Origin of the sequence: Aeromonas sp. FDAARGOS 1408 (assembly GCF_019048665.1) — a bacterium.
Taxonomy (GTDB): Bacteria; Pseudomonadota; Gammaproteobacteria; order Enterobacterales; family Aeromonadaceae; genus Aeromonas; species Aeromonas dhakensis.
The window spans coordinates 2138917-2158579 of the sequence record NZ_CP077394.1 but is presented as its reverse complement, the minus strand read 5'-3'; the positions used below and the strand labels follow the sequence as shown (position 1 = coordinate 2158579).

Below are 19663 nucleotides of genomic sequence, written 5' to 3'. Positions count from 1 at the left end.
GAATTAACCTCGATGATATTTCAGTTATTACCTTTCCTTTATTGCTCGACTGCTTGTCTTATGCATTATCGAATGAGTTAATTCCGCTCGGTAGGTCCGACTGGCGGAATGTAATCGAGCTTACGCGAATTCTTCCGAAATTCTGCAAGCCGATGGCCGAAATCATATGTGATAAAGCAGAAAAGGTTTCGGTTGGAGATGGTATCAAGCACTCGTCACTCTGTTGAGTAAAAAGTTACTCAGTACATGAAATTCGAATGAATTTTTGAAGCCGCTCTGATATCAAGGTCTCAATACCCCGTCATCTCCAGATAGCCGACGCCCTTGGCATCTCCCGAGACGGACACCGCACCCTCCCAGTAGTCAAAGCGTCCCGTCATGGCCTGATTGGGCTGGCGCGCCTCAATGGTGAGCCTCATATCGCCGGCTTCCAGCTGCCACTCGATGGGGTAGGGCTGCCCCTTGGGGCCGCGCCAGGTCTTGCCGGGGGTGAGGCGGATCTGCTCAGGGCTCAGCACCCGGCTGCTGCCGTCCCGTTCGATCAAGATGCCGTAGCGGTTCTCCGGCTCGGCGCGGCCCGCCTTGGTGCGCAGGCGAAACAGCATCAGCTCGCGGCCATCGTCAAATTGCAGCGAAAACCAGTCCCAGCCCGATTGCCACTCGGCCAATACCGAGCTGCTCCATTCGTGATCAAACCAGCCCTCACCGCTGACGTTGCGGGTCTCGCCATCCAGGGTCAAGGTGCCGCTGATGGTCAGACGCGGGTAGGAGTAGTAGAAGGAGGCGTTGCCCGGGCTCTTCTCGCTGTAACCCTGTTTGCCCTGCAGCACCGCCGGCTTGGCGGCGCTCACCTGCAAATCAAGATCCCCCGCCTTGCTCTGCACCTTGAGAGTGGCGGGAAAGAGGGATTTTCCTTGGGAGGTAAGCCGCCACTCCTTGAGCCAATACTCGCCGCCGCCGGCACCGGCGAGCCCAGGCCCCTGGCGGCTGGTGCGCTCGTCCTGCTGGTGGCTGCCTTTGCTCAAGTCCGTGATGGCGAACTGGGCCAGCCAGAGCTGGGGAGTGAGCCAGGGGTTGTCGGATGTTATCTCCTGCTCGAGGCCTTGGCGAAACAGGGTCCACTGCATGCCGTAGCCGCGTCCCTGCTCGTCTTTCAGGTTGCCGGTGAGATACCACCACTCGGAGCGGTAGTCGGGGTGGGCACCGTGATCCGCGGGCAGGCGGATGGACTGACCCGGCAGGGCCTTTTTGAAGTGATCGTTGCCGCCGCCAAGGATGCTCCCCAGATCGCTGGCCTGCGCGTTGCCGCTTATGGCAACAAGCGGGATCAAGAGGGCTGCGAGCCACTGGGTCCGTAAAGAGGACAAGATTTCCCTCACCCTCACCCTCTCCCGAAGGGAGAGGGGATGGTTGGCGGCAGCTCTCTGTGCTTCTCTGCGCTGAATCAAGGGCGGTGACAGGGATCTGGTCAATGGGAACGTCAAGCCATGGCTGAGCCAGTGCGCCAACCGATATTTCATACCACTCTCCTTGCGGCGTACCAGGAGGCGAGCGCGCCACAGACGGGGGCGAGCAGGAGCGCCGTGACGGCGTGCAAGGGGGCGGCCTCGAAGGCCAGCCGCCAGCCGAAGGCGCGGGGGTTGACCACCTCAATCAGCACCCAGGCAAGACCATAGCCCACCGGCAGGGCCAACAGCGCGGTGAGGAGCCCCAATCCCGCCCCCTGCCACACCAGTAGCCGGCGGCAGTGGCGGGGGCTCAAGCCAAGGCTCTGCAGGGTCTGCAACTCGCCGCGCCGGGCCAGCCCCAGCACCATAAAGGCCGAGCCGATGCCGACGAAGGCGATCCCCAGGATCAGCAACTTCAATAGCTCGGTCACCACAAAGGTCTGATCGAACACCTTGAGGGCGGCGGCGTGGATGGCGGGGGCGGGCAACAGGTTCACCTGCTCGCCAAACTGGCTCCTGAGCCTGTCGCCAAGGTGCTCGGGATCCGGGCTGAAGAGGGCAAGGGATTGCACCTTGCCCCCTTCGAAGGCGTGCAGTATCTGCCCCTTGTCGCTGCCGTAATCCTGATAGACGCCGGTGACGGTGAAGGTGCGTGGCCCCTGCTCGCCGCTCACTTCGAGGCGCTGGCCCACCCTGACCCCGAGGCGCACCGTCAGCGGTTCGCTCGCCAGCACCTCGTCGGGGGTGGCGGGCCAGCGCCCGGCCAGCAGCGGATAGGCGGCTTTAAGCTCGGGGATAAAGTCCATCTGCGCCCACTCGATGGGCTGCCCCTGCCAGCGGGCCGGGTGTACCGAGCGGCGCGAGGCGGCGCGCACGTCCGGCGCGGCGAGGATGGTGTCGAGGGTCTGCTCGCTCAATGAGCCCTTGTTGCCGGCCACCCCCTTGGGGGCGGTGACGTAGAGATCGGCGGCCAGGCGCTGGCCGAGCCAGATCTCCACGCTCGAGCGAAAGCTCGACACCATGACGCCGATGCCGATGGCCGCGGCGATGGCCAGTTGCAGCGCCATCACCGCGATGGCGGTGCGATCCAGGTGATAGAGGGTTTCGGCCACCCCGAGCCGGGCGCTGAGGGGGCCGCGCTCGCGTCGGCGCAGCCGGCCCAGCACGGCGCGCAGCACATCGGGCAGGGCGAGCGCCATGGCCAGCAGCCAGCCGCCGGCCACGAAGAGGGCGCCGCCCAGCCCGGTTTCTGGCCGCCATAGACACAGGGCGCAGAGCAGCAAGATGGCGATGGCGAGCCCCCGACGTTGCCAGGGATGAGCCGGCGGGCGGCTGTTGCCTTCTCGCAGCTCAAGGGGGGATTGGCGCAGCAGTTGCCACCAGCCGGGCAGGTTGGCGGCGAGCGTGCCCAGAAGGCCAATGACCAGTGCCTTGCCAAGGCTGGCGGGGGAGAGGCGCAGCAGATCGATGGGGTTGGGGCCATAGAGATCGGCCAGTGCCTGGGTGAGCTGCCCCATCAGGGCGAGGGCCAACAGGCTCCCCAGCAGCAGCCCGAGCAGGGTGCCGATGCTGGCGAGGATCAGGATCTCCAGGGTCAGCCAGCGCAGCAGCCGGCGTGGCGGCATGCCGAGGATGATGAGCTGGGCCAGCTGGGGGCGGCGCACGCTCTGCACGAAGCGCTGGGCGTTGAACACCAAAAACAATCCCACCGCCATGGCGAGCAGGGAGAGCGCAGTGAGGTTGAGGGCCAGCGCATCGCCGAGCTGGCTGGCATCGAGGGCCGGGCTGATGGGCTCAAGCCAGAGGGGCTGATGGGGGGCATAGGATTGCAGGGCCGCCTGCAAGGCTCTTTGCAAGGTATTGGCCTCGCCCTCGCTGAGCTTGAAGACGATGCGATCGAGCCGCCCCTCCTTGCCCAGCAGCGGCTGGGCAAGGCCGATGTCGGTCACCAGCAGCCGCTCCATGGGCACGGCGCCGGGCTCGAAGGTGCCGGCCAGGGTGAGGGTCAGCGGGCGGGGCGGCGCTCCTTCAGCGCCCCCCAGCACGAAGCGCCGGCTCTGGCCCGGTTGCCAGCCAAGGCGCTTGGCCTCGGGGGCGGCCAGCCAGATGCTGTCGGCGCGGGTGAGGGAGAAGGTGGGCTTATTGTCCGGCGCGGCGCCAAACAGCCGGCGCAAGGGGCCGGGGTTGAACAGATCCATCCCCAGCAGCTGAAAACTGCGCCCCTGCTCATCCTTGAGCCAGCCGTGAAGCTCTGGCATGGCGTCAAGGTCCGGCTGGCTTCGCACCAGCGTCACATAGAGCTGCTCGTCCAGCCCGCCGTCCGGCGCCAGCCGGTAGTTCGCTTCCCCCGCCAGCTGGCTGCGGGCGGCGACGAAGTTGGTGCGGGCGCTGTGGTTCAAGAGCTCGATGGCCACCACCAAAGAGACCCCCAGGGTGAGCCCGACCAGGCTCATCAAGAGCAGCCAGGGGTGGGCGCGATAGAGGCGCAGCAGCGCCTTGAGCGGCAGCGGCAACATCACAGCCCTCCGTGGCGGGCGTCAGTCATGGCGGCGCCCCTTGAGCTCGACCAGCTGGCCCCCTTCGAGGCGCAGCACCCGATCCGCAAGGGCGCTGTAGGCTGGGTTGTGGCTCACCAGCAAGAGGCCGGCGCCGGTGCCCCGCACCGCCGTCATCATCAGTGCCATCACCTGCTCGGCGTTGTGTTCATCGAGACTGCCGGTGGGCTCGTCGGCGAGCAGCCACTGGGGCTGGTGAATGAGGGCGCGGGCCAGCGCCACCCGCTGGCGCTGGCCGCCGGAGAGCTGCTCCGGCCAGGCGTGGCGCTTGTGGGCCAGATCGAGGCGCTCCAGCAGGCCGTCAATGCGCGTCTCATCGCGGGCAAGCTGGTTGATGGCAAGGGGCAGGGCGAGGTTCTCGGCCACGGTCAGGGTCGGCAGCAGGTTGAAGTCCTGATAGACGATGCCGAAATGGCGGCCGCGCAGGCGGGCCCGCTTGTCCGGTGACTGGTTGTCAAGGCGGGTCTCCCCCAGCCAGATCTCCCCCTCATCCGGGGGGAGGAGGCCGGCGATGAGGTTCAGCAGGGTCGACTTGCCGCAGCCGCTCTGCCCAAGCAGCAGGGTGATCTCGCCGGCCGCCAGGGTCAGATCAAGGTGGTGAAACAGCGGCAGCCGTTCGCTGCCGTTATCGAAGCTCTTGCCGAGATTGCGCAGATTCAGCATGGGATAACCGGTTGATGGCCAATGGCTTTCATTACGTGCCCTCGGCTCGCCTCAGGGTGAGTGCCACTATGCCAGTTAGTGATCAAGGCTGCAAAAGAGGTGAGGATCCTGGCTGGATCCCGCTCGCCTGTGGTGGTTAGAATAGGGGCCTCCATGGGTCACAGGATGCGCAAGGATGTTACACAAGCAAGTCAGTTTTATCGTCGACAGCAAGGGCGCCAAGCAGGCTGCCGTGGTCCCCATCGAGATTTACAACGAGCTGATGACCCTGCAAAAGGCGCTCTCCGACAACAAGCCGGGCGAGCGCGAGCTTTACCACTTCAACGGCAAGGGGGCCGAAGCCCACGGTTATCCGGTGGGCAAGCGGCAGAATCCCGGCTTCATGGTGCTGGCGGGCTCCACCGCCAACGGTGAGGATGCGGCTTCCCTGCGCGAGGCGGTGATCGAACTGCGCCAGGAGCTGCTGGGCAAGGGGATCCTGGCCCCGCGCAGCGAAGGGGGCTTCGTCTTTACCGCCGATCAGTTGTTCAACAGCCCGAGCCTGGCCGCGAGCCTGGTGGCGGGCAACAACCGAAGCGGGCTGGATGCCTGGCAGAACAGTGCCGGCTACACCCTCAAACGCTCGGGGTTTGGCAAGAAATAACCCTGATGGCAGGGGCAAGGAGCGCCGCCTGATCTCGCGCCCCTGATGCAAGCGTTCGCCCACCCGGGCCTGGCGCGAGCAGGGAGAGGGCAGGGGGTGACCTCCCTGTCCACTGCCAGCCTCAAAACCAGACGGTTTCCAAGAGAGGGGCCCCATGTCTGGATCTGCACGTCTGTTTTCTTCGGTCATCCTCGGCCTCTTCTGCGCCCCCGCGCTCGCCGACGGCGGCCCTCTGCCCATGACGCACACCGGCGCCGGCCTCTTTGCTCTGGCCATCTTCGCCCTGGCCTATGCCCTGGTGATGGCGGAGGAGTACCTGAAGCTGCGCAAGTCCAAGCCCGTGCTGGTGGCGGCCGGCATCATCTGGATCGTCATCGGTATCGTCTATGCCGGACAGGGGCAGAGCCCGCTGGCGGTGGCGGGATTTCGCCAAACGCTGCTGGCGTACGCCGAGCTGATGCTCTTCTTGCTGGTGGCCATGACCTATGTCAACGCCATGGAGGACCGGCTGCTGTTCGACGCCCTGCGCGCCCGCCTGGTACGCACCAGGCTCAGCCTGCGCTCGCTGTTCTGGCTGACGGGGATCCTCGCCTTCTTCATCTCCCCGGTGGTGGACAACCTCACCACGGCGCTCTTGATGTGCACCGTAGTGCTCCATGTGGCCAACGGGGAGCGCCGCTTCATCAACCTGGCCTGCATCAATATCGTGGTGGCGGCCAATGCCGGCGGCGCCTTCAGCCCCTTTGGCGACATCACCACCCTGATGGTGTGGCAGGCAGGCCAGGTGCCCTTCGAGCAGTTTCTGCTGCTGTTCGTGCCGGCCCTGCTCAACTTCCTGGTGCCGGCCACCCTGATGAGCCTGATGGTGCCACGCCATGTCCCTACCATGAGCCACGAGCGGGTGGTGCTCAGACGCGGGGCCTTTACCATAGTGCTGCTCTTCCTGCTCACCATAGTGACCGCGGTCGCCTGTCATCACTTCCTGGCGCTGCCCCCCGTGCTCGGCATGATGATGGGGCTCGGCTATTTGCAGTTCTTCGGCTTCTACCTGCGCAAGACGCAGCCGGTCACCCTGGCCCGCGAGCGGGCGCTGTACGCGCGCACCGGCGACGAGGCCCGGCTGCTGCGCCTGGGCTCCATGGTGCCGTTCGATGTGTTCAACAAGATAGCCAAGGCGGAGTGGGACACCCTGCTCTTCTTCTACGGGGTGGTGATGTGTGTCGGCGGGCTCGGCTTCATGGGCTATCTGGCGCTCGCCTCCCAGCTGCTCTACCAGGGGGATCCGACCCTGGCCAACGTGGCCATCGGCCTGCTCTCCGCCCTTATCGACAACATCCCTGTGATGTACGGGGTCCTCTCCATGGAGCCGCAGATGAGCTCGGGGCAATGGTTGCTGGTGACCCTGACCACCGGCGTGGGGGGCAGTTTGCTCTCCATCGGCTCGGCGGCCGGGGTGGCCCTGATGGGGCAGGCGAGGGGCATGTACACCTTCGTCGGTCACCTCAAGTGGTTGCCCGCCATTCTGCTTGGCTATATGGTCGGCATAGGGGCGCACCTGTGGCTCAACAGCGCCCTGTTCTGAGCGGGTGATCATGGAGAGACAGACAAGATGGGACAACTGTTCGAGGCGCTCTCGCCGCGCCATGTGGCCTTCATCGAGGCACAGAAGATCTTCTTCGTCGGCACGGCGGCCGCAGAGGGGACGGTCAATCTCTCCCCCAAGGGCGGGGACTCGCTGAGAGTCATTGACCCCCACACCCTAGCTTGGCTCAACCTGACCGGCAGCGGCAACGAGTCGGCGGCCCATGTGCTGCAACACCCGCGCATGACGGTGATGTTCTGCGCATTCGAGGGGGCGCCGCTGATCCTGCGGGCCTATGGCCGGGCGCGGGTGCTGCACCGGAGTGATCCTGAGTGGTCGTCGTCCTTGGCACGCTTCCCCCAAAGCGTCGCGGCCCGCCAGATCTTCCTGCTGGACATAGCGCGCGTCCAGGCCTCCTGCGGCATGTCGGTGCCTCTGTATGAGTACCATGGGGACAGGGAAGACCTCGCCAACTGGTCTGAGCGCCAGGGCCGGGAGGGGATTGAGGCCTACTGGCGCAAGAAGAATCAGCTGAGCCTGGATGGGCTGGAGAGCGATATCCTGGTGCGAAGCGGACTCTCGCCGGACCCTTGAGGGGCGCCACGCACACGCAAGCGAACACAAAAAAGCCCTGTCCATGGACAGGGCTTGGTCATTCTTGGGGCCCTCAGGCGCGCTTGCCGGTCAGCAGCCAGTAGCAGAGCGCCGAGCCGAATCCGCAGCCGGCGATGGCGATGGCCATCGGCAGCGGCGATTCGGGGGGATTGAGGTTGACCAGCACCCCCACCAGGGCGCCGATGCCAAAGCGCAAGGTGCCCGCCAGCGCCGAGGCGGTGCCTGCGGACTGCGGGAAGTGGCCCATCAGGCCGGTCATGGCATTGGCCCCCACCAGGCTGATGTGGCCGACGAACAGCACCACCGGAATGACGATGCCCCACAGGCCGCCGGTCTGGCTCCAGGCGTTGTAGATGAGCAGGGCGCCGGCCAGCGGTAGCACCAGCAGGCCATATTGCAGCATGCGCTCGGCGCCCACCCCCTTCACCAGCCGGCTGTTGACGAAGGTGACCACCATCATCAGCAGGATGTTGAGGCCAAACAGCCAGCCGTAGTGCTCGGTCGGCACCTTGAAGTACTCGATGTAGACATAGGGGGAGGCGCTGATAAAGGCGAACATGCCGGAGCTCGACAGGGCGCCGCACAGCACGTAACCCATGGCGCCGCGATGGGAGAGCACACCCCAGTAGTTGCGCAGCACCTGGCCGAGGTTGAGGGGCTGCTTGTGCTCAGGCTTCAGGGTCTCCTGAATTTTCCACTGCATCACCAGGCAGATGAGCAGGCTGATGCCCATCAGCAGCCAGAAGATCACTCGCCAGTCGCTGTGAGCACTGATGTAGCCGCCCACCACTGGTGCGACCAGGGGCGCGAGCGTCATCACCAGGATCACGAACGACATGGCGCGGGAGAAGGCCTCCTTCTCGAACAGGTCGCGCAGCAGCGCATTGACCACCACAGATCCGGCCGCCCCGCCGGCCGCCTGCAACATCCGATAGGCCAAGAGCTCCGGCAGGGAGTCTGCCATGGCGCAGCCCACCGAGGCGATGGCAAACATCACCAGCCCCGCCAGGATCACCGGTTTGCGGCCATAGCTGTCGGCGAGCGGGCCATAGAACAGCTGGCCGATGGCAAAGCCACCGAGGAAGGCGCTGATGGTGAGCTGGGCACCGTCGATGCTGGTGGCCAGATCCCGGGCAATGGCCGGAATGGCGGGCAGGTACATGTCGACCGCGAGCGGCGTGAGGCCCGCCAGGGCGCCGAGCAGGATGAACAGGAAACGGGGGGAGAGGGGGGCGTGGGGCATAGGCTATCCAGTCTTGATGAGTGCGAAGTCAGGGAGTGACAAACATCCAGTCTACCAGTTTTGGTGACGGGGGGGATCCTGTATGCCGAGCCACAGGCCGGGCTCGGCGTGAAAGCGGGGGGCAAACCAGACCCGTTGGCTGCCGGCGGGCAGATCCTCCGGACCGAGGGGACGCCGGCTGAGCCGGCAGGCCCCTTGCGCCAATGCGAGGTGGGCATCCCCCTGATACCAGCCGTCGGTGACGGGCAGGGTCGTGGTTTCGCGCAGCAGCCTCACCCCCCACTGGGTCACCAGCGCCGGGCAGGTCTGTTCTGCCAACCTAGCGGCCCGGGTCATGGCTGGCGCCGCCGGCGGGGTGATGATGCAGAGCAGCAACAACAGGGCTATCAGCATGGCTGGCAGCTCGCCCTGGCGCGGCAGCCAACCTGCCAGCAGCACCAGGCCGAGCAGGGTGATGGGGGCCAGATGGCGGGGATTGTCCGGGTTCTGGCCAAACAGGGTCCACAGCAGCAGGACGAGCCAGTAGAGGGTCCAGAGCACGGAGGGGGCGGCATTGCGATCCTTTGACCGTTGCCAGAGCGGCAGTACCAGCAAGGCTCCCATCAATAGGGGCCAGAGCGGGGTTAGCTGCTCGTTGAAGGTTCGGGCCCAGCTCAGCAGCCGATCGCCGTGGGCCGCTGCCGTATTGCCCCACAGGGTAAAGTGACCGTCGGTAAAGCGGCGCCCCTCGCTGAAATAGGCCCAGCCATCGGCCTGCCAGACAAACAGCAGGCTGATAAGCCCCACCAGCGCGATGGGGAGCACAAACCTGACGCGCGTTCCCTGCTGCGCCATCCCCAGCCAAAGGGGCAACAGGGCCAGCACGAAGTAGGAGGGACGCAGTGCCAGCATAAGGCCCAGCAGCAGACCCGCCAGCGCTATCTTGCGCTGTTGCAAGGCCAGGAGAGACCCGAGCCAGGCGGCCAGCGCAGGCCCGTCAGAGAGGCCGGAGAGGGCGAGCGTCGGGGTGAGCGGCAGGGCCAGCACCAGCAGCCAGACCGGCGCCAGCAGGCTGGGCCGTTGCCACAATCTGACCGCCAGCGAGGCGGCGAGCGGCGCCAGCAAACTGCTACCCAACAGGCTTGCCCACTGCACCGCGCGGGCTGGTTCGTCCACCGCCAGGTTGATCAGCCGTGCCAGCCAGATAAAGGCCGGGTAGCCCGGAAAGTGAGGGGAGAACTCCAGCACGCTGAAACGCACCACCCCGTGGGCGAAGTTGAGGGCATCGTCGGAATCGAGGGCCACCGGGAAGGCCAGCAGCCAACCAAGCCAGACCAGTTGTAGAAGGATCAGCAAGTAGGGTCGATTAGCGAAGCGTAATCGGCCGTGGTGACGCCCCCCTTCTCCCCTTGCGGGAGAAGGGTCGGGGATGAGGGGGGCCGTGGTCATCGATGAGAGGTCATCAAAGTGCGTAGGGTGGGTAGCGCGCAGCGAAACCCACCGCTTGTCACAGCGAGGTGGCGTAGTGATGGGCAGGTAGCCATCAGAGCGGTGCCAGCACGGCCATCAGCGCTTTTTCTGCATCGCTAAAAGCAGCCGCATCGGCGGGCTTGGCGCCCACCCCGAATACCCCTGGGTTACCGATGGCATCGAGTACCTTGGCCAGCGCCTGTTCGGCGGCCTTGCGATCCCCTTCGCTGAGGGAGGGGAGGATGAGATCCAGGAAGCGCTTGCTCTTGACCACCAGCACCTTGGCGGTCTGGTAGTCGCCAAGGTTCTGGCTGGCCCCCTCGAGGCGGCGCTCGATCTCCGCCTTGTATGCCCGGTTGAGCAGGGCCGCGGTAGCCGCGGCGTCTTTGACCTTGATGGCGGCCGCGAGTGGCGCTTGCAGCTCGACCTTGTGGTGCTCCTCCAGATAGGTCAGCTCCTCGGCGATCTCGCTCAAGGTGGCGCTGGCATCCTGGCCGTCAGTGGCGGCGCCCAGCAGCGCCTCGCGGGCATCGATCAGCGGCTCCTTGCCGGCGGCGGCGTAGGAGTAAGCCTGCGCCTGACCGCTCAGGGCCAGCAGCAGGGTGAGGGCAAGTAAACCCGGGCGGATGGTCATCCTGTTCTCCTTACTTATGGCAAGAGGTTATGCCCATGGTGCGGCACTCAGGCCACGCTCTGGGTCTCAATCACGGTGTTTTCGTTGCGATGGTTGAAGGTGTTGCGGCGTTTGCCCACCTCCTTCGTTCACCACATTCAGGGACCATCAGGCCACGCTCTGGGTTTCGATCACGGTGTTTTCGTTGCGATGATTGAAGATGGCGTGACGTCTGTCTACCCCGTCGATCACCATGTCAGCGGCCATCATCCCCATCTCCATGGCGGTGTCGGTGAAGATGTAGCGGAATGTCCCCTGACGGCCGGTCATGATGAGGTTGCCTATCGGCATCAGCGCCTTGATGGCCTCGTTGCGGCGGGCCTGGTAGCCCAGATCCATCAGTGGATAGGCGTATTCGCTGCGAGCCTCAAATGTTTCATCGCCAAGTTTGGTGGTATCGACGCCGAGGCTCGCCAGATCATCGGTGACCCGGCCGCGCAGATCAGAGAGCGGTGCCTGCCAGGTGGCATCTCCGGGGTTGCAGGGGATCTCCAGCATCACTGAGGTCTGGCCCTGGGGCGCCATAAAGGGGCTGCGGCGGCGCGGCTCCTGCAAGCGGGTGGCCAGGATATGGGGGTCGGAGAGGTACTGCCAGGTGTTGTCCGACAGGTTCTCCTGTTTGAGCGGCATATTGACGAAGCGCAGCGACCGGTATTGGAGATCGCACGGCAAGCCCAGGTGCTGGCAGGTGAGCGGCAGCGGCAGGGTGGAGATCACCTGATCAAAGCGCTCGCTCTGCTCCACGTTATCTTGTGACCAATAAACCCGTTCAATGCGGCCATCGCTCTGCTCGAGGCGGGTGATGGCGGCGCCGGTTTTCAGCTCAACCCCTTCGGCAACCAGCTGCTCCCCCAGGGTGGTGAAGATCTGGCCGAAACCGTACTTGGGGTAGCGGTACTTGCGGGCATAGGTGCGCACCGAAATGCTGCCGTTGCGTCTTGGCAACAGGCGGCGCGCCACGTCTTTGAGGTCGATCAGGCTGATGCGCTGACCGGCCCAGTCGGCGGAGAGCTTATCCGGGTTGATGCCCCACAGCTTGCCGGTGTAGCCCTCGAAGAACTGGCGATAGAGGGTGCGGCCGAAGTGGCTCTGGATCCACTCGGCAAAGCTCGCCTTGGCGAAATCGGTGGGCTTCCTGGCAAAGGGCAGCAGCAGGAGATCCTTCACCGCCCCGGCCATCAGGGCGAGCGGCGCCGTTTTGAGCAGATTGGGCAGGTTCAGGGGGTAGTCATAGGTGCGCCCGCCAAAGCGGATCACGCTCTTGCGCTCCGCGTGGAGCAGATCGTCCCCCATCAATTCGTCGATAAAGGCGAGCAGCTCGGGGTTCTTGGTGATGAAACGGTGGCCGCCGTAGTCGAAGCGATACTCACCGTCGCGCCCCTTGAAGGTCTGGGTGGCGCACATGCCGCCCACCACGCTCTCCTGCTCGAACAGGGTGACCGCAAAACCGGCCTGGCGCAGGCGCCAGGCGGCCATCAGACCGGCAGGGCCGGCACCCAGTACCGCAATGTGTTGTGTGTTGTTGTCGCTCATGACTCTTTATCCGAAATGCTGACCAAAAGAGAAGAAGTGGAAAAGGCGGCCCCGTTGAGCCGCCTTGTCATCCGCTGCCGCGCCGCGCTGGGCGATCAGCGCTGGGGACGATAGTTGCGATGCCAGACGGTGACGAAGATCACCAGGTAGCTGGCCCAGGTCAGCAACTGCAGGCCGGCTGGTGAGGCATTGTAGCCAAACAGGGCGCGCAGGAAGGTACCAAATACCCCCTGATCGTCGAGAATGTGACTGATGTTGAAGACAGGCTCGGTCCAGAAGGTGATGAGCCCGGCTGCCTGCAGCATGTTGACGGCGGACGACAGCAGACCGGCGGCGATGATGATGATGAGCAGACCGGTCCAGCGGAAGAAGGGGGCCAGCGCCACCTTGCGGGTGGAGCGCAGCAGCCCCCACACCAGCACCACCGACAGCAGCAGGCCGCCCAGCGCCCCCATCAGCCCCTCGTGCAGATCCACCCCTTGCCCGGAGTAGACCAGGGCCGAGAAGAAGAGCACGGTTTCAAACCCTTCGCGCATCACCGCCAGGAAGGCGAGCAGCACCAGACCGAACAGGTTGCCGCCGTCGATGGCGGCATCGATGCGCGCCGTCATGGCCCCCACCTGGGATTTGGCCTGCTTCTGCATCCAGACCGCCATGTAGGTGAGCACCAGGGTGGCAAAAATCAGGATCCCCGCCATCAGCAAATGGTTGTAGCGCTCGCTCTCGAACTGGCTCACCACCACCTGGAACAGGAAGGCGACCACGAGAGAGGCAAGCAGGCCCAGCCCCACCCCCAGATAGACGAATTTGTTGTAGCGGCTCGCCCCCAGCTTGGCGAGGTAGGAGAGGCAGATGCCGACCAGCAGGAAGGCTTCCAGCCCCTCGCGCAGGGTAATGAGAAAACTTGCAAACATCAGGTTTGAGGCTCCGTAGCGGGCGTGACGGGGAGAGGCTGCAGGGTGAGTTGCAGCCGATTGAGTAGCACTATGGGTGGCTCCGGCAAGCTCGGCTCGGCGGCGCGCACCGCATCATTGACCCACTTGGGGTAGGTGCGGAAATTGAGTTTGATATCGGCCTTGAAGGGGCCCTGGGCATCCGCCGGCAGCGGCCAGGCTTCATCGCGCCAGCCATCGGCCGGAATGCGGGTATCTTCAAGGAGCTTGGCGTAGCGCCAGAACTTGAGCCCCACCGGCTTGCCCTCGGCATCGCCGAACACTTTTCTAAATAGCCGCGCACTGTCGGGCACGGCGCCATCCACCGGCTGGCCGCTGGCAAGCAGCAGCTTGCCGCTGGCGTCGGTGACGGTCAGCTCCAGCCAGAGTTCGCGGAAATCGGCGACCCCGGTGGGCAGGGCGTGGCCGGCGCCGGTATTGGCGACCCGCACCACCAGCGCGGACTGGCCGCTCTGGTTTTCAATGCGGGCAGAGAGGGTGGCGCTTGAGCGCAGCAGCGCCAGGCTCTCCTGCTCGAGCGTTGCACTCCTCAGCCCCACCAGCTGGTGCTGGGCGCCGGTAAAGTTGTGGCGATAGAGCCGTTCTTTCACTGTGCCGTTTTCGGTGGACTGGCCCGCCACCGGCGCGCCGCCGTTGCCAGGTGTAGGGTTCATATGGCAGTCGATGCAGGTGCGCCGCTTGGCGGGATCCTCCGCCTTGGCAAAGCTGGAGCTTTCCCACTCGTCCCAGGTGTTGACGATATTGGCGCCGGTGCCGGGGGCAAACTCGTTGTGGCAGGACTTGCACAGGGCCGCGTCGCGGTAGAAATCCTTCTGGTAGGAGGCCTTGTGCATGGCGGGGCGGGCGTTGATCTGCCGCTCCGCCAGCCAGTGCTTGAGGCTGCCACCGGCGGCATCCTCGAACACATAGCTCTCGCGGTCTTTCAGATTCACGGTAAAGGCGCTGTTGCCGCCGGCATCTTCCACTTTGGTGATGCGATGGCAGAGCACGCAGCCGGTCCCTTCTTCCACCACGGGTTCGCCTTTCTGGTGGGCGGCAATGAGCGAGGCGCCGCCTTGCTCGAACATGTGGGAGCCCTTGGGCAGATCCTGCTGGCCGTTCAACACCTGCTGGGGCATGTGGCAGCCCTGGCACCACTGACCGAAGGCTTCCCCTTCGGTTTCGCGGGCCAGCGCCTGCACCACCTTGTAGTAGGGGTGGGAGTTGCCCATCAGCCGGTGGTTGCTCTCGCTCCAGTCCTGGAATGCCTGTTGGTGGCAGTTCTGGCAGGAGGCGGAGTTGAGCCACTCCTTGGGATGAGTGGTCGGCGCCTTGGCGGGATCCGTGCGCGGGGCATCGAGCCTGAGCCAGTTGGCAAGATAGGGGAGGTTGCCATCGGCGGTGACGAAGGCGTGCAGATCCTCCATCATCGCCTTCACCTCGGGCTGGGGCCTGGCGGGGTCTACCGGCTCGGCGCCATCGCGGGTGTCGTGCCCCATGCCGCCCTGAGTCTGCTGGGTCATGCGCAGGTACTCGCCGATAAAGTCCCCCGCCACCATGTTGGCGAGGTTGGCGTGGCCGTTGATGGCGTTGTCGCGGCTTTTCTGGCGATGGGCCGCCATCAGATAGCGGTTGGTGAAGTTGAACCCATCCAGATGGCAGGAGTTGCAGCTCATCCAGTTGTCCCCCGCCATGGGGAAGCGGCTGTTGGCCGCGGTGTTGCCGAGGTTGAACAGCCGCTCGCCGCGCTGAAGCGCATCGGGGCGCGGATCCGTCTCTACCAGTTTGGCGAAGTGGGGCACATCGACCGTGACCCGGGCGAAGGGGCCGCTGCCGCCGGTGTTGAGGCGGGTGAGATCCTGCCCCATGACGTTGTGCACCAGGATATGGTCACCGTCGATCAAAAGATCGCGCGGATTCTGGCCCGGCAGGTGGCGAAGGAGCTGGGTCGCCTTGGCGCCCCCCTGGAACTTCTTGCGGCGGTGGCGGTTGCTGTTTTGCTTGCCGCTGCGCGACAGGTCGAACACCAGCAGATCCTCCGAGCCCGCCAGGGTCAGGTAGACCCGCTTGCCGTCGGCGGCGAAGCGCGCCGCGAACGGGTTGGAGACGATCTGGCTGCGGTTGCCGACGCTGGGCAGGTTGATCTGCAAGAAGAGCTGCTTTCTTTCATCGACCCGCTCTTTCTCTTCATCCAGATCGATGATGGAGACCGCCGGGAAGACGGTGCTCTGAAACTGGAAGGGGTGATCGAAGCTCCAGAGCACGTGGGGCAGCCAGGCTTCGCTGCCATCGGGGGAGAGGGCGATGCCATCGAGCAGGCGCGGCAAGCCCTGCGAGTCGCTTGGGGTGTCGCTGTGGGTCTCGGCCAGGGTAATGAGCTTGGGCTTGGGCAGGGTAGCGCCTTTGGCGCCGCTGCCGAGTTTGGCGAGATCATAGATGGCGAGCTGGCTGGTCATGGCGTGGGTGAGCAGCAGGCGATCGTCGTTGGTCAGGGCCAGCCCGCGGGGTGTCTCGGCGGTTTCTGCATCCAGCAGCAGCTTGCCCGTGGTGTCATAGGCCTGGAGGCGGCCTGCTTCGAACAGTGTGACCCAGAACCACTGCCGCTTGGGATCGAAGATGACGCCGTAGGGTCTATGGCCGGTGGGGATCGCCTTTGCCAGGTCGAGATCATCATCCAGCAGCAGCAACCGATCGTCACTGTAATCGGTCACCAGCAGGGTGCCGTCGTCGGCGCGGGCCAGCTGGCGCAGATCGCCCCCCAGTTGTGCCTCTTTGAGTCGCTTGCCGCTATCGCGTTCAAGCAGGGTGACCGAGCCTGCGCTCTGGTTGGCGGTGACGAGGCGCGGGGCGCTCCCCTCGTCATAGGCAATCATGGCGGTGCCCATCTCCTGGGCCGAGGCGGTCCCCAGCAGCAGGGCGGCCAACATCAGGGATAACAACAACTTCAACATAAGATCAGGTGCGCCATTTCAAGATGGTCCAGCGCCAGGCGTGGCGCAGCACCAGGGGAGTCAACGCGAGGGCGCTCAGCCAGTGAGCCCAGCTGGCAAGGTTGCCGAGGCTATCGCCCGGGGTGCCGTGCAGTACCAGCAGCAGTCCGCTGGCCAGACAGACCAGCAGCAAGGCTTCGATGATGCGCCCCGTGGTGCGCAAGAATGGCTTGCGGCTTTTGCGCAGCAGGCTGCGATGGGAGAGCCAGAACGCGCCAAACAGCAGGGGAAACAGGGTGAGCGAGAGGGCGACGTGCAGGAACAGGTTCCAGCGTGCCAGCGACCAGAGCGGGGTCAGCGGTTCCCACAGCAGCAGGCCGGAGAAGAACATCAGATAGAGGGAGCCCTCGGCGGCCTGATGGTGATAGGCCAGCCACTGCCAGCCGTGTCGTGGTGAGAGGGAAAGGCTTGTCATAGGTGCTCCAACGCCCGGGCAGTAAAGCCCGGGGGAGCAAGTTTACAATGCAGTAAAGGTAATGAAAAGAGTTATCAATTCGGCTCTTGATGAATAAAGGCTGAATGAAAACCGGCGCTACTTGTGGTCCGCCAGCCGCTCGGTGACCGCGTAGATGAGCGCTGCGGTGGAGAAGGCGAGGAAGACGATGACCGACCACTTCATCTCGATCTCGTTGCCGGTACCGTCGGTCAGGAAGGCCTTGAGCACCTCGATCCCGGCGATGGTGACCAGGGAGTTGATGACGATGAGCTTGAGGGAGGCGAAGTTGATCTTGCTGAGCCAGTTGTCGCCAAGGGCTGCCCGCTGCTCCGGGGTCTTGATGAACTGCACGTAGCCGCAGATGGCCACCAGGATCAGCATCTGGGCCACCAGCACGAAGTCCACCAGGGTCAGCACCCCTGTGATGAGATCCAGATAGGGGATGTCGATGATGTCGCGACACAGCTCATAGAGCTGCATGGCGAACTTCACCATCAAGAGGGCGACACAGACAAGGATGCAGACATAGAAGGGAAACATCATCAACCGGCTGCCATTGAGCATTAAGTTGAAACGGCGCATAGAAACTCCTGAATCGAGTGGGGGTCGCAAAGGGCAAAGCATGTCTCTACCCTCTGACAATAAACGGTCTGGACAAGATGATGTCGTTCAAGCAGGACATGACTTATCGGTTGATGTGGTCAAGAGATGCACAACCAGGGTGCAATAGAGGACGACCAGCAACAGCGTCGCGAGTCGATCCCATACCAGGTGCAGCCCTTGCTGATATTGGGGCAAGGCGGTTCCCAGCAAAGTGATGTAAACCGTCATTGCAGTTTGCACCACCACTTTGGGCCAGGCTGCCGCCAACCGTCCCGCCAGCCAGATGCTGCCGGCGAGCGCCAGCAGTGACAGGATCAGGGGAGACCGACTGATGTAGGCCAGCAGGATCACCGGGGTGGCCAAGGCCGCCGCCAGCAAGTTGGCCTGCAGCAGTGGTTTGCTGTTCATTCGTGTCAGATGGGGGTCGCTGGCGCGCAGCAGGTTGGCAATCGTGGCCCCGATCAAGATGGCACTGCTGTCTTGCAGCCAGATGGCGATACCGATGGCCAGCAACAGAGCGGCGCTCTTTCCCAGGATCAGCATCACCCTTTCATCACCGCGCATGGCGGTCAGGGGAATTAGCGGAGGGGAAGGCCGGGGCCAGATGGCAAAAGCCAGCAGACACCATAAATAGGCGATCAGAAAGGCTTTTCCCATCAACACGGGGAGTGCCAGGACCAGCGATGGCTGGCTTTGTACCAGCACCATCGTCATCGACGACACGATCAGCACCAGCAATCCGGGCAGATCGTCAGGGTTCTTGCCAAGGCGGGCAAAGGCCAGAACCACAACCGCAGCCATGGCCAGCCAGAAAGCGACGGGATTGGTGCCGACCACATGTGCAAGAAAACAGATGAGCGCGGTACAACCGACGATCAGTGCCAGCATTCTCACTACCATCATCAGCGGAAGGCGCGTCGGACTCAGCATCAGCATGATGACGATGAACATGGGGATCAGAAAGGGCAAGGCCTGACCCGTGGCCAGGGTAACCGCCAGTGCCGCCATGGGAATGACGCCAAGACGCAGGCTGCATTGCCACCACGCTTTGTTCATCATCAGGCAATATAGGTCAGCAGGCTGACAACACGGATCCAGCCGGCGGCAATCGTATCCATTATGCCCACCTTGTTGGGATAGAAAATGACGGTGGCCTGGGAGCCATAGCGCAACCCGCGAGGGAGTGCCTCATCCAGTACCAGGCTCACTGGAAACTGGCGCGCACTGGGGCTGTTTTGTGGTGCCGTGAGCAGGCCGGTGGTCTGGTCTGTGGTGGTATTGCCAGCACTGCCCCACCCCAGGGTATCGAGGTGAGCTTTGAAGACGCGGCCAGGGAGCACATCGAAGACCACTTCGGCCTTGATGCCCGGTCGCAGGTACTCCAACGAGTTCTCGGGCAGCATACAGCTGATCCAGACCGCCGAGGTATCGATGAAGGTCATTGCCGGACTTCCCACGGCGGCATACTGGCCTGGCGCCAGCTGTATGTTGGTAATGGCCCCCTTGTTGGGCGCTTTGACCGTGGTGCGAATGAGATCGAGTCTGGCTTTGGCCAGGGCGGCCATCGCTTCTTTCAGCTTGGGATTTTCATTGCCGGCGGGCCCGAGGCTCTGTTCTGCACGGCGCAACTCTGCCTGTGCGGCCGCCAGGGAGGCTATGGCTTGCTGCAAGGTTGCCGTCGCCTGATCCCGCTGCGCGATCGACATGACCCCTCGTTTGGCCAGCTCGACCACCCTGGCGGCATTGTCGGCAGCGTTATCCTTGGCCGATTTGGCCTGTACCACCTTGGCCTGGGCGGTTTGCACCGCGGCAGTGTCAGCCCCGATCGATTGCCCGACAGCTGCCACATGGGCTTCAGCTTGGGTGACGGCAATCAGATAGGGCTCCTGGTTGATTTGAAACAGAGGCATGCCGGCGGAAACCTGCTGATTGTCACTGACTTCCACCGCAGTCACCCGTCCGGCCACCTCGGGGGCCAGGCGAATCAAAAAGGCCTGTACCGTACCCTGGCTGCTCATCGGGGTCAGGCGTTGAGCAAACAGCACATAGACCAAGACGATCAAGGCAAGCATGACCAATTGCAGCGTAAGACGCCGGACGGGATCTTTTGGTTGCTTGGTGGCTTGAGCAGGCACTGCTTCTTTTTGCATCGCATCCTCAGACATGCCAAGGGGTCCTTTTGACGGTGTGTACAGGGGCGGTAATTGTGATAACGAATATCCGGCAGAGGCAAGCAAAAAAGCAAGTGTGGTGTCGTGAAAGGGCACGGAAGAAGGGGATGCCGACACCCGGGCTGAG

16 protein-coding genes are annotated in these 19663 nt (G+C 63.9%); 3 read left to right on the top strand and 13 right to left on the bottom strand.

Annotation, left to right across the window (positions count from 1 at the left end):
* Positions 1-290: 290 nt before the first annotated feature.
* The 3 genes from I6L38_RS09975 to I6L38_RS09965 form a co-directional block, all read right to left on the bottom strand.
* Positions 291-1331, bottom strand: coding sequence for a lipocalin-like domain-containing protein (locus I6L38_RS09975; protein ID WP_010633692.1), 1041 nt, complete (start codon positions 1329-1331; stop codon positions 291-293).
* Between the two features lie 185 nt (positions 1332-1516).
* Positions 1517-3964, bottom strand: coding sequence for an FtsX-like permease family protein (locus tag I6L38_RS09970; RefSeq protein ID WP_010633693.1), 2448 nt, complete (start codon positions 3962-3964; stop codon positions 1517-1519).
* Between the two features lie 21 nt (positions 3965-3985).
* Positions 3986-4666 (bottom strand): ABC transporter ATP-binding protein, encoded by a 681-nt coding sequence (locus I6L38_RS09965; protein ID WP_216989508.1) that lies wholly within the window; start codon positions 4664-4666, stop codon positions 3986-3988.
* 175 nt (positions 4667-4841) lie between these two features.
* Here I6L38_RS09965 and I6L38_RS09960 point away from each other — a divergent pair, with 175 nt between their 5' ends.
* The 3 genes from I6L38_RS09960 to I6L38_RS09950 all read left to right on the top strand — a co-directional run bounded on the left by I6L38_RS09960 (position 4842) and on the right by I6L38_RS09950 (position 7485).
* A complete protein-coding gene (locus tag I6L38_RS09960) occupies positions 4842-5309 on the top strand; it encodes a DUF4357 domain-containing protein (protein ID WP_005302024.1) in 468 nt (155 codons plus the stop codon).
* A 154-nt stretch (positions 5310-5463) separates the two neighbouring features.
* Positions 5464-6891, top strand: coding sequence for a sodium:proton antiporter NhaD (gene nhaD / locus I6L38_RS09955; protein WP_216989507.1), 1428 nt, complete (start codon positions 5464-5466; stop codon positions 6889-6891).
* A 27-nt stretch (positions 6892-6918) separates the two neighbouring features.
* Positions 6919-7485, top strand: coding sequence for a pyridoxamine 5'-phosphate oxidase family protein (locus tag I6L38_RS09950; protein WP_216989506.1), 567 nt, complete (start codon positions 6919-6921; stop codon positions 7483-7485).
* Between the two features lie 73 nt (positions 7486-7558).
* On the opposite strand, the gene I6L38_RS09945 is transcribed toward I6L38_RS09950, so the two are convergent.
* From I6L38_RS09945 to I6L38_RS09900, 10 genes are all read right to left on the bottom strand, one after another.
* Positions 7559-8749, bottom strand: a complete 1191-nt coding sequence (locus tag I6L38_RS09945; RefSeq protein WP_005302014.1) for a Bcr/CflA family multidrug efflux MFS transporter — start codon at positions 8747-8749, stop codon at positions 7559-7561.
* A gap of 51 nt (positions 8750-8800) precedes the next feature.
* Positions 8801-10084, bottom strand: coding sequence for a hypothetical protein (locus I6L38_RS09940; RefSeq protein ID WP_216989505.1), 1284 nt, complete (start codon positions 10082-10084; stop codon positions 8801-8803).
* A gap of 187 nt (positions 10085-10271) precedes the next feature.
* Entirely contained in the window at positions 10272-10832 is a 561-nt protein-coding gene (locus tag I6L38_RS09935; RefSeq protein WP_043169463.1) for a hypothetical protein, read from the bottom strand.
* Between the two features lie 147 nt (positions 10833-10979).
* Positions 10980-12404, bottom strand: coding sequence for an FAD-dependent oxidoreductase (locus tag I6L38_RS09930; protein WP_216989504.1), 1425 nt, complete (start codon positions 12402-12404; stop codon positions 10980-10982).
* A 95-nt stretch (positions 12405-12499) separates the two neighbouring features.
* The gene (locus tag I6L38_RS09925) at positions 12500-13318 is read right to left on the bottom strand and encodes an FTR1 family protein (protein ID WP_005302005.1); all 819 of its coding nucleotides are present in this window, start codon (positions 13316-13318) and stop codon (positions 12500-12502) included.
* Positions 13318-16287 (bottom strand): YncE family protein, encoded by a 2970-nt coding sequence (locus I6L38_RS09920; RefSeq protein ID WP_216989503.1) that lies wholly within the window; start codon positions 16285-16287, stop codon positions 13318-13320. Before I6L38_RS09920 ends, I6L38_RS09925 begins: the two co-directional genes overlap by 1 nt.
* 4 nt (positions 16288-16291) lie before the next feature.
* A complete protein-coding gene (locus I6L38_RS09915) occupies positions 16292-16741 on the bottom strand; it encodes a hypothetical protein (RefSeq protein ID WP_216989502.1) in 450 nt (149 codons plus the stop codon).
* Between the two features lie 117 nt (positions 16742-16858).
* Positions 16859-17344, bottom strand: a complete 486-nt coding sequence (locus tag I6L38_RS09910; protein WP_005301997.1) for a YqhA family protein — start codon at positions 17342-17344, stop codon at positions 16859-16861.
* Positions 17345-17431: 87 nt separating this feature from the next.
* Positions 17432-18424, bottom strand: coding sequence for a DUF2955 domain-containing protein (locus I6L38_RS09905; protein WP_025201551.1), 993 nt, complete (start codon positions 18422-18424; stop codon positions 17432-17434).
* Positions 18424-19530 carry an HlyD family secretion protein gene (locus I6L38_RS09900; RefSeq protein ID WP_025201552.1) on the bottom strand — a complete coding sequence of 369 codons (1107 nt, stop codon included), beginning with the start codon at positions 19528-19530 and terminating at the stop codon, positions 18424-18426. The genes I6L38_RS09905 and I6L38_RS09900 overlap by 1 nt, the downstream gene beginning before the upstream one ends.
* Positions 19531-19663 lie beyond the last annotated feature (133 nt).

Bases quoted from the DNA above. Each gene is read 5' to 3' on its own strand.
- nhaD (WP_216989507.1), top strand. From the start codon at position 5,464: ATGTCTGGATCTGCACGTCTGTTTTCTTCGGTCATCCTCGGCCTCTTC.
- I6L38_RS09950 (WP_216989506.1), top strand. From the start codon at position 6,919: ATGGGACAACTGTTCGAGGCGCTCTCGCCGCGCCATGTGGCCTTCATC.
- I6L38_RS09945 (WP_005302014.1), bottom strand. From the start codon at position 8,749: ATGCCCCACGCCCCCCTCTCCCCCCGTTTCCTGTTCATCCTGCTCGGC.
- I6L38_RS09900 (WP_025201552.1), bottom strand. From the start codon at position 19,530: ATGTCTGAGGATGCGATGCAAAAAGAAGCAGTGCCTGCTCAAGCCACC.
- I6L38_RS09905 (WP_025201551.1), bottom strand. From the start codon at position 18,424: ATGATGAACAAAGCGTGGTGGCAATGCAGCCTGCGTCTTGGCGTCATT.
- I6L38_RS09965 (WP_216989508.1), bottom strand. From the start codon at position 4,666: ATGCTGAATCTGCGCAATCTCGGCAAGAGCTTCGATAACGGCAGCGAA.
- I6L38_RS09930 (WP_216989504.1), bottom strand. From the start codon at position 12,404: ATGAGCGACAACAACACACAACACATTGCGGTACTGGGTGCCGGCCCT.
- I6L38_RS09970 (WP_010633693.1), bottom strand. From the start codon at position 3,964: ATGTTGCCGCTGCCGCTCAAGGCGCTGCTGCGCCTCTATCGCGCCCAC.
- I6L38_RS09935 (WP_043169463.1), bottom strand. From the start codon at position 10,832: ATGACCATCCGCCCGGGTTTACTTGCCCTCACCCTGCTGCTGGCCCTG.
- I6L38_RS09910 (WP_005301997.1), bottom strand. From the start codon at position 17,344: ATGCGCCGTTTCAACTTAATGCTCAATGGCAGCCGGTTGATGATGTTT.
- I6L38_RS09925 (WP_005302005.1), bottom strand. From the start codon at position 13,318: ATGTTTGCAAGTTTTCTCATTACCCTGCGCGAGGGGCTGGAAGCCTTC.
- I6L38_RS09915 (WP_216989502.1), bottom strand. From the start codon at position 16,741: ATGACAAGCCTTTCCCTCTCACCACGACACGGCTGGCAGTGGCTGGCC.
- I6L38_RS09920 (WP_216989503.1), bottom strand. From the start codon at position 16,287: ATGTTGAAGTTGTTGTTATCCCTGATGTTGGCCGCCCTGCTGCTGGGG.
- I6L38_RS09960 (WP_005302024.1), top strand. From the start codon at position 4,842: ATGTTACACAAGCAAGTCAGTTTTATCGTCGACAGCAAGGGCGCCAAG.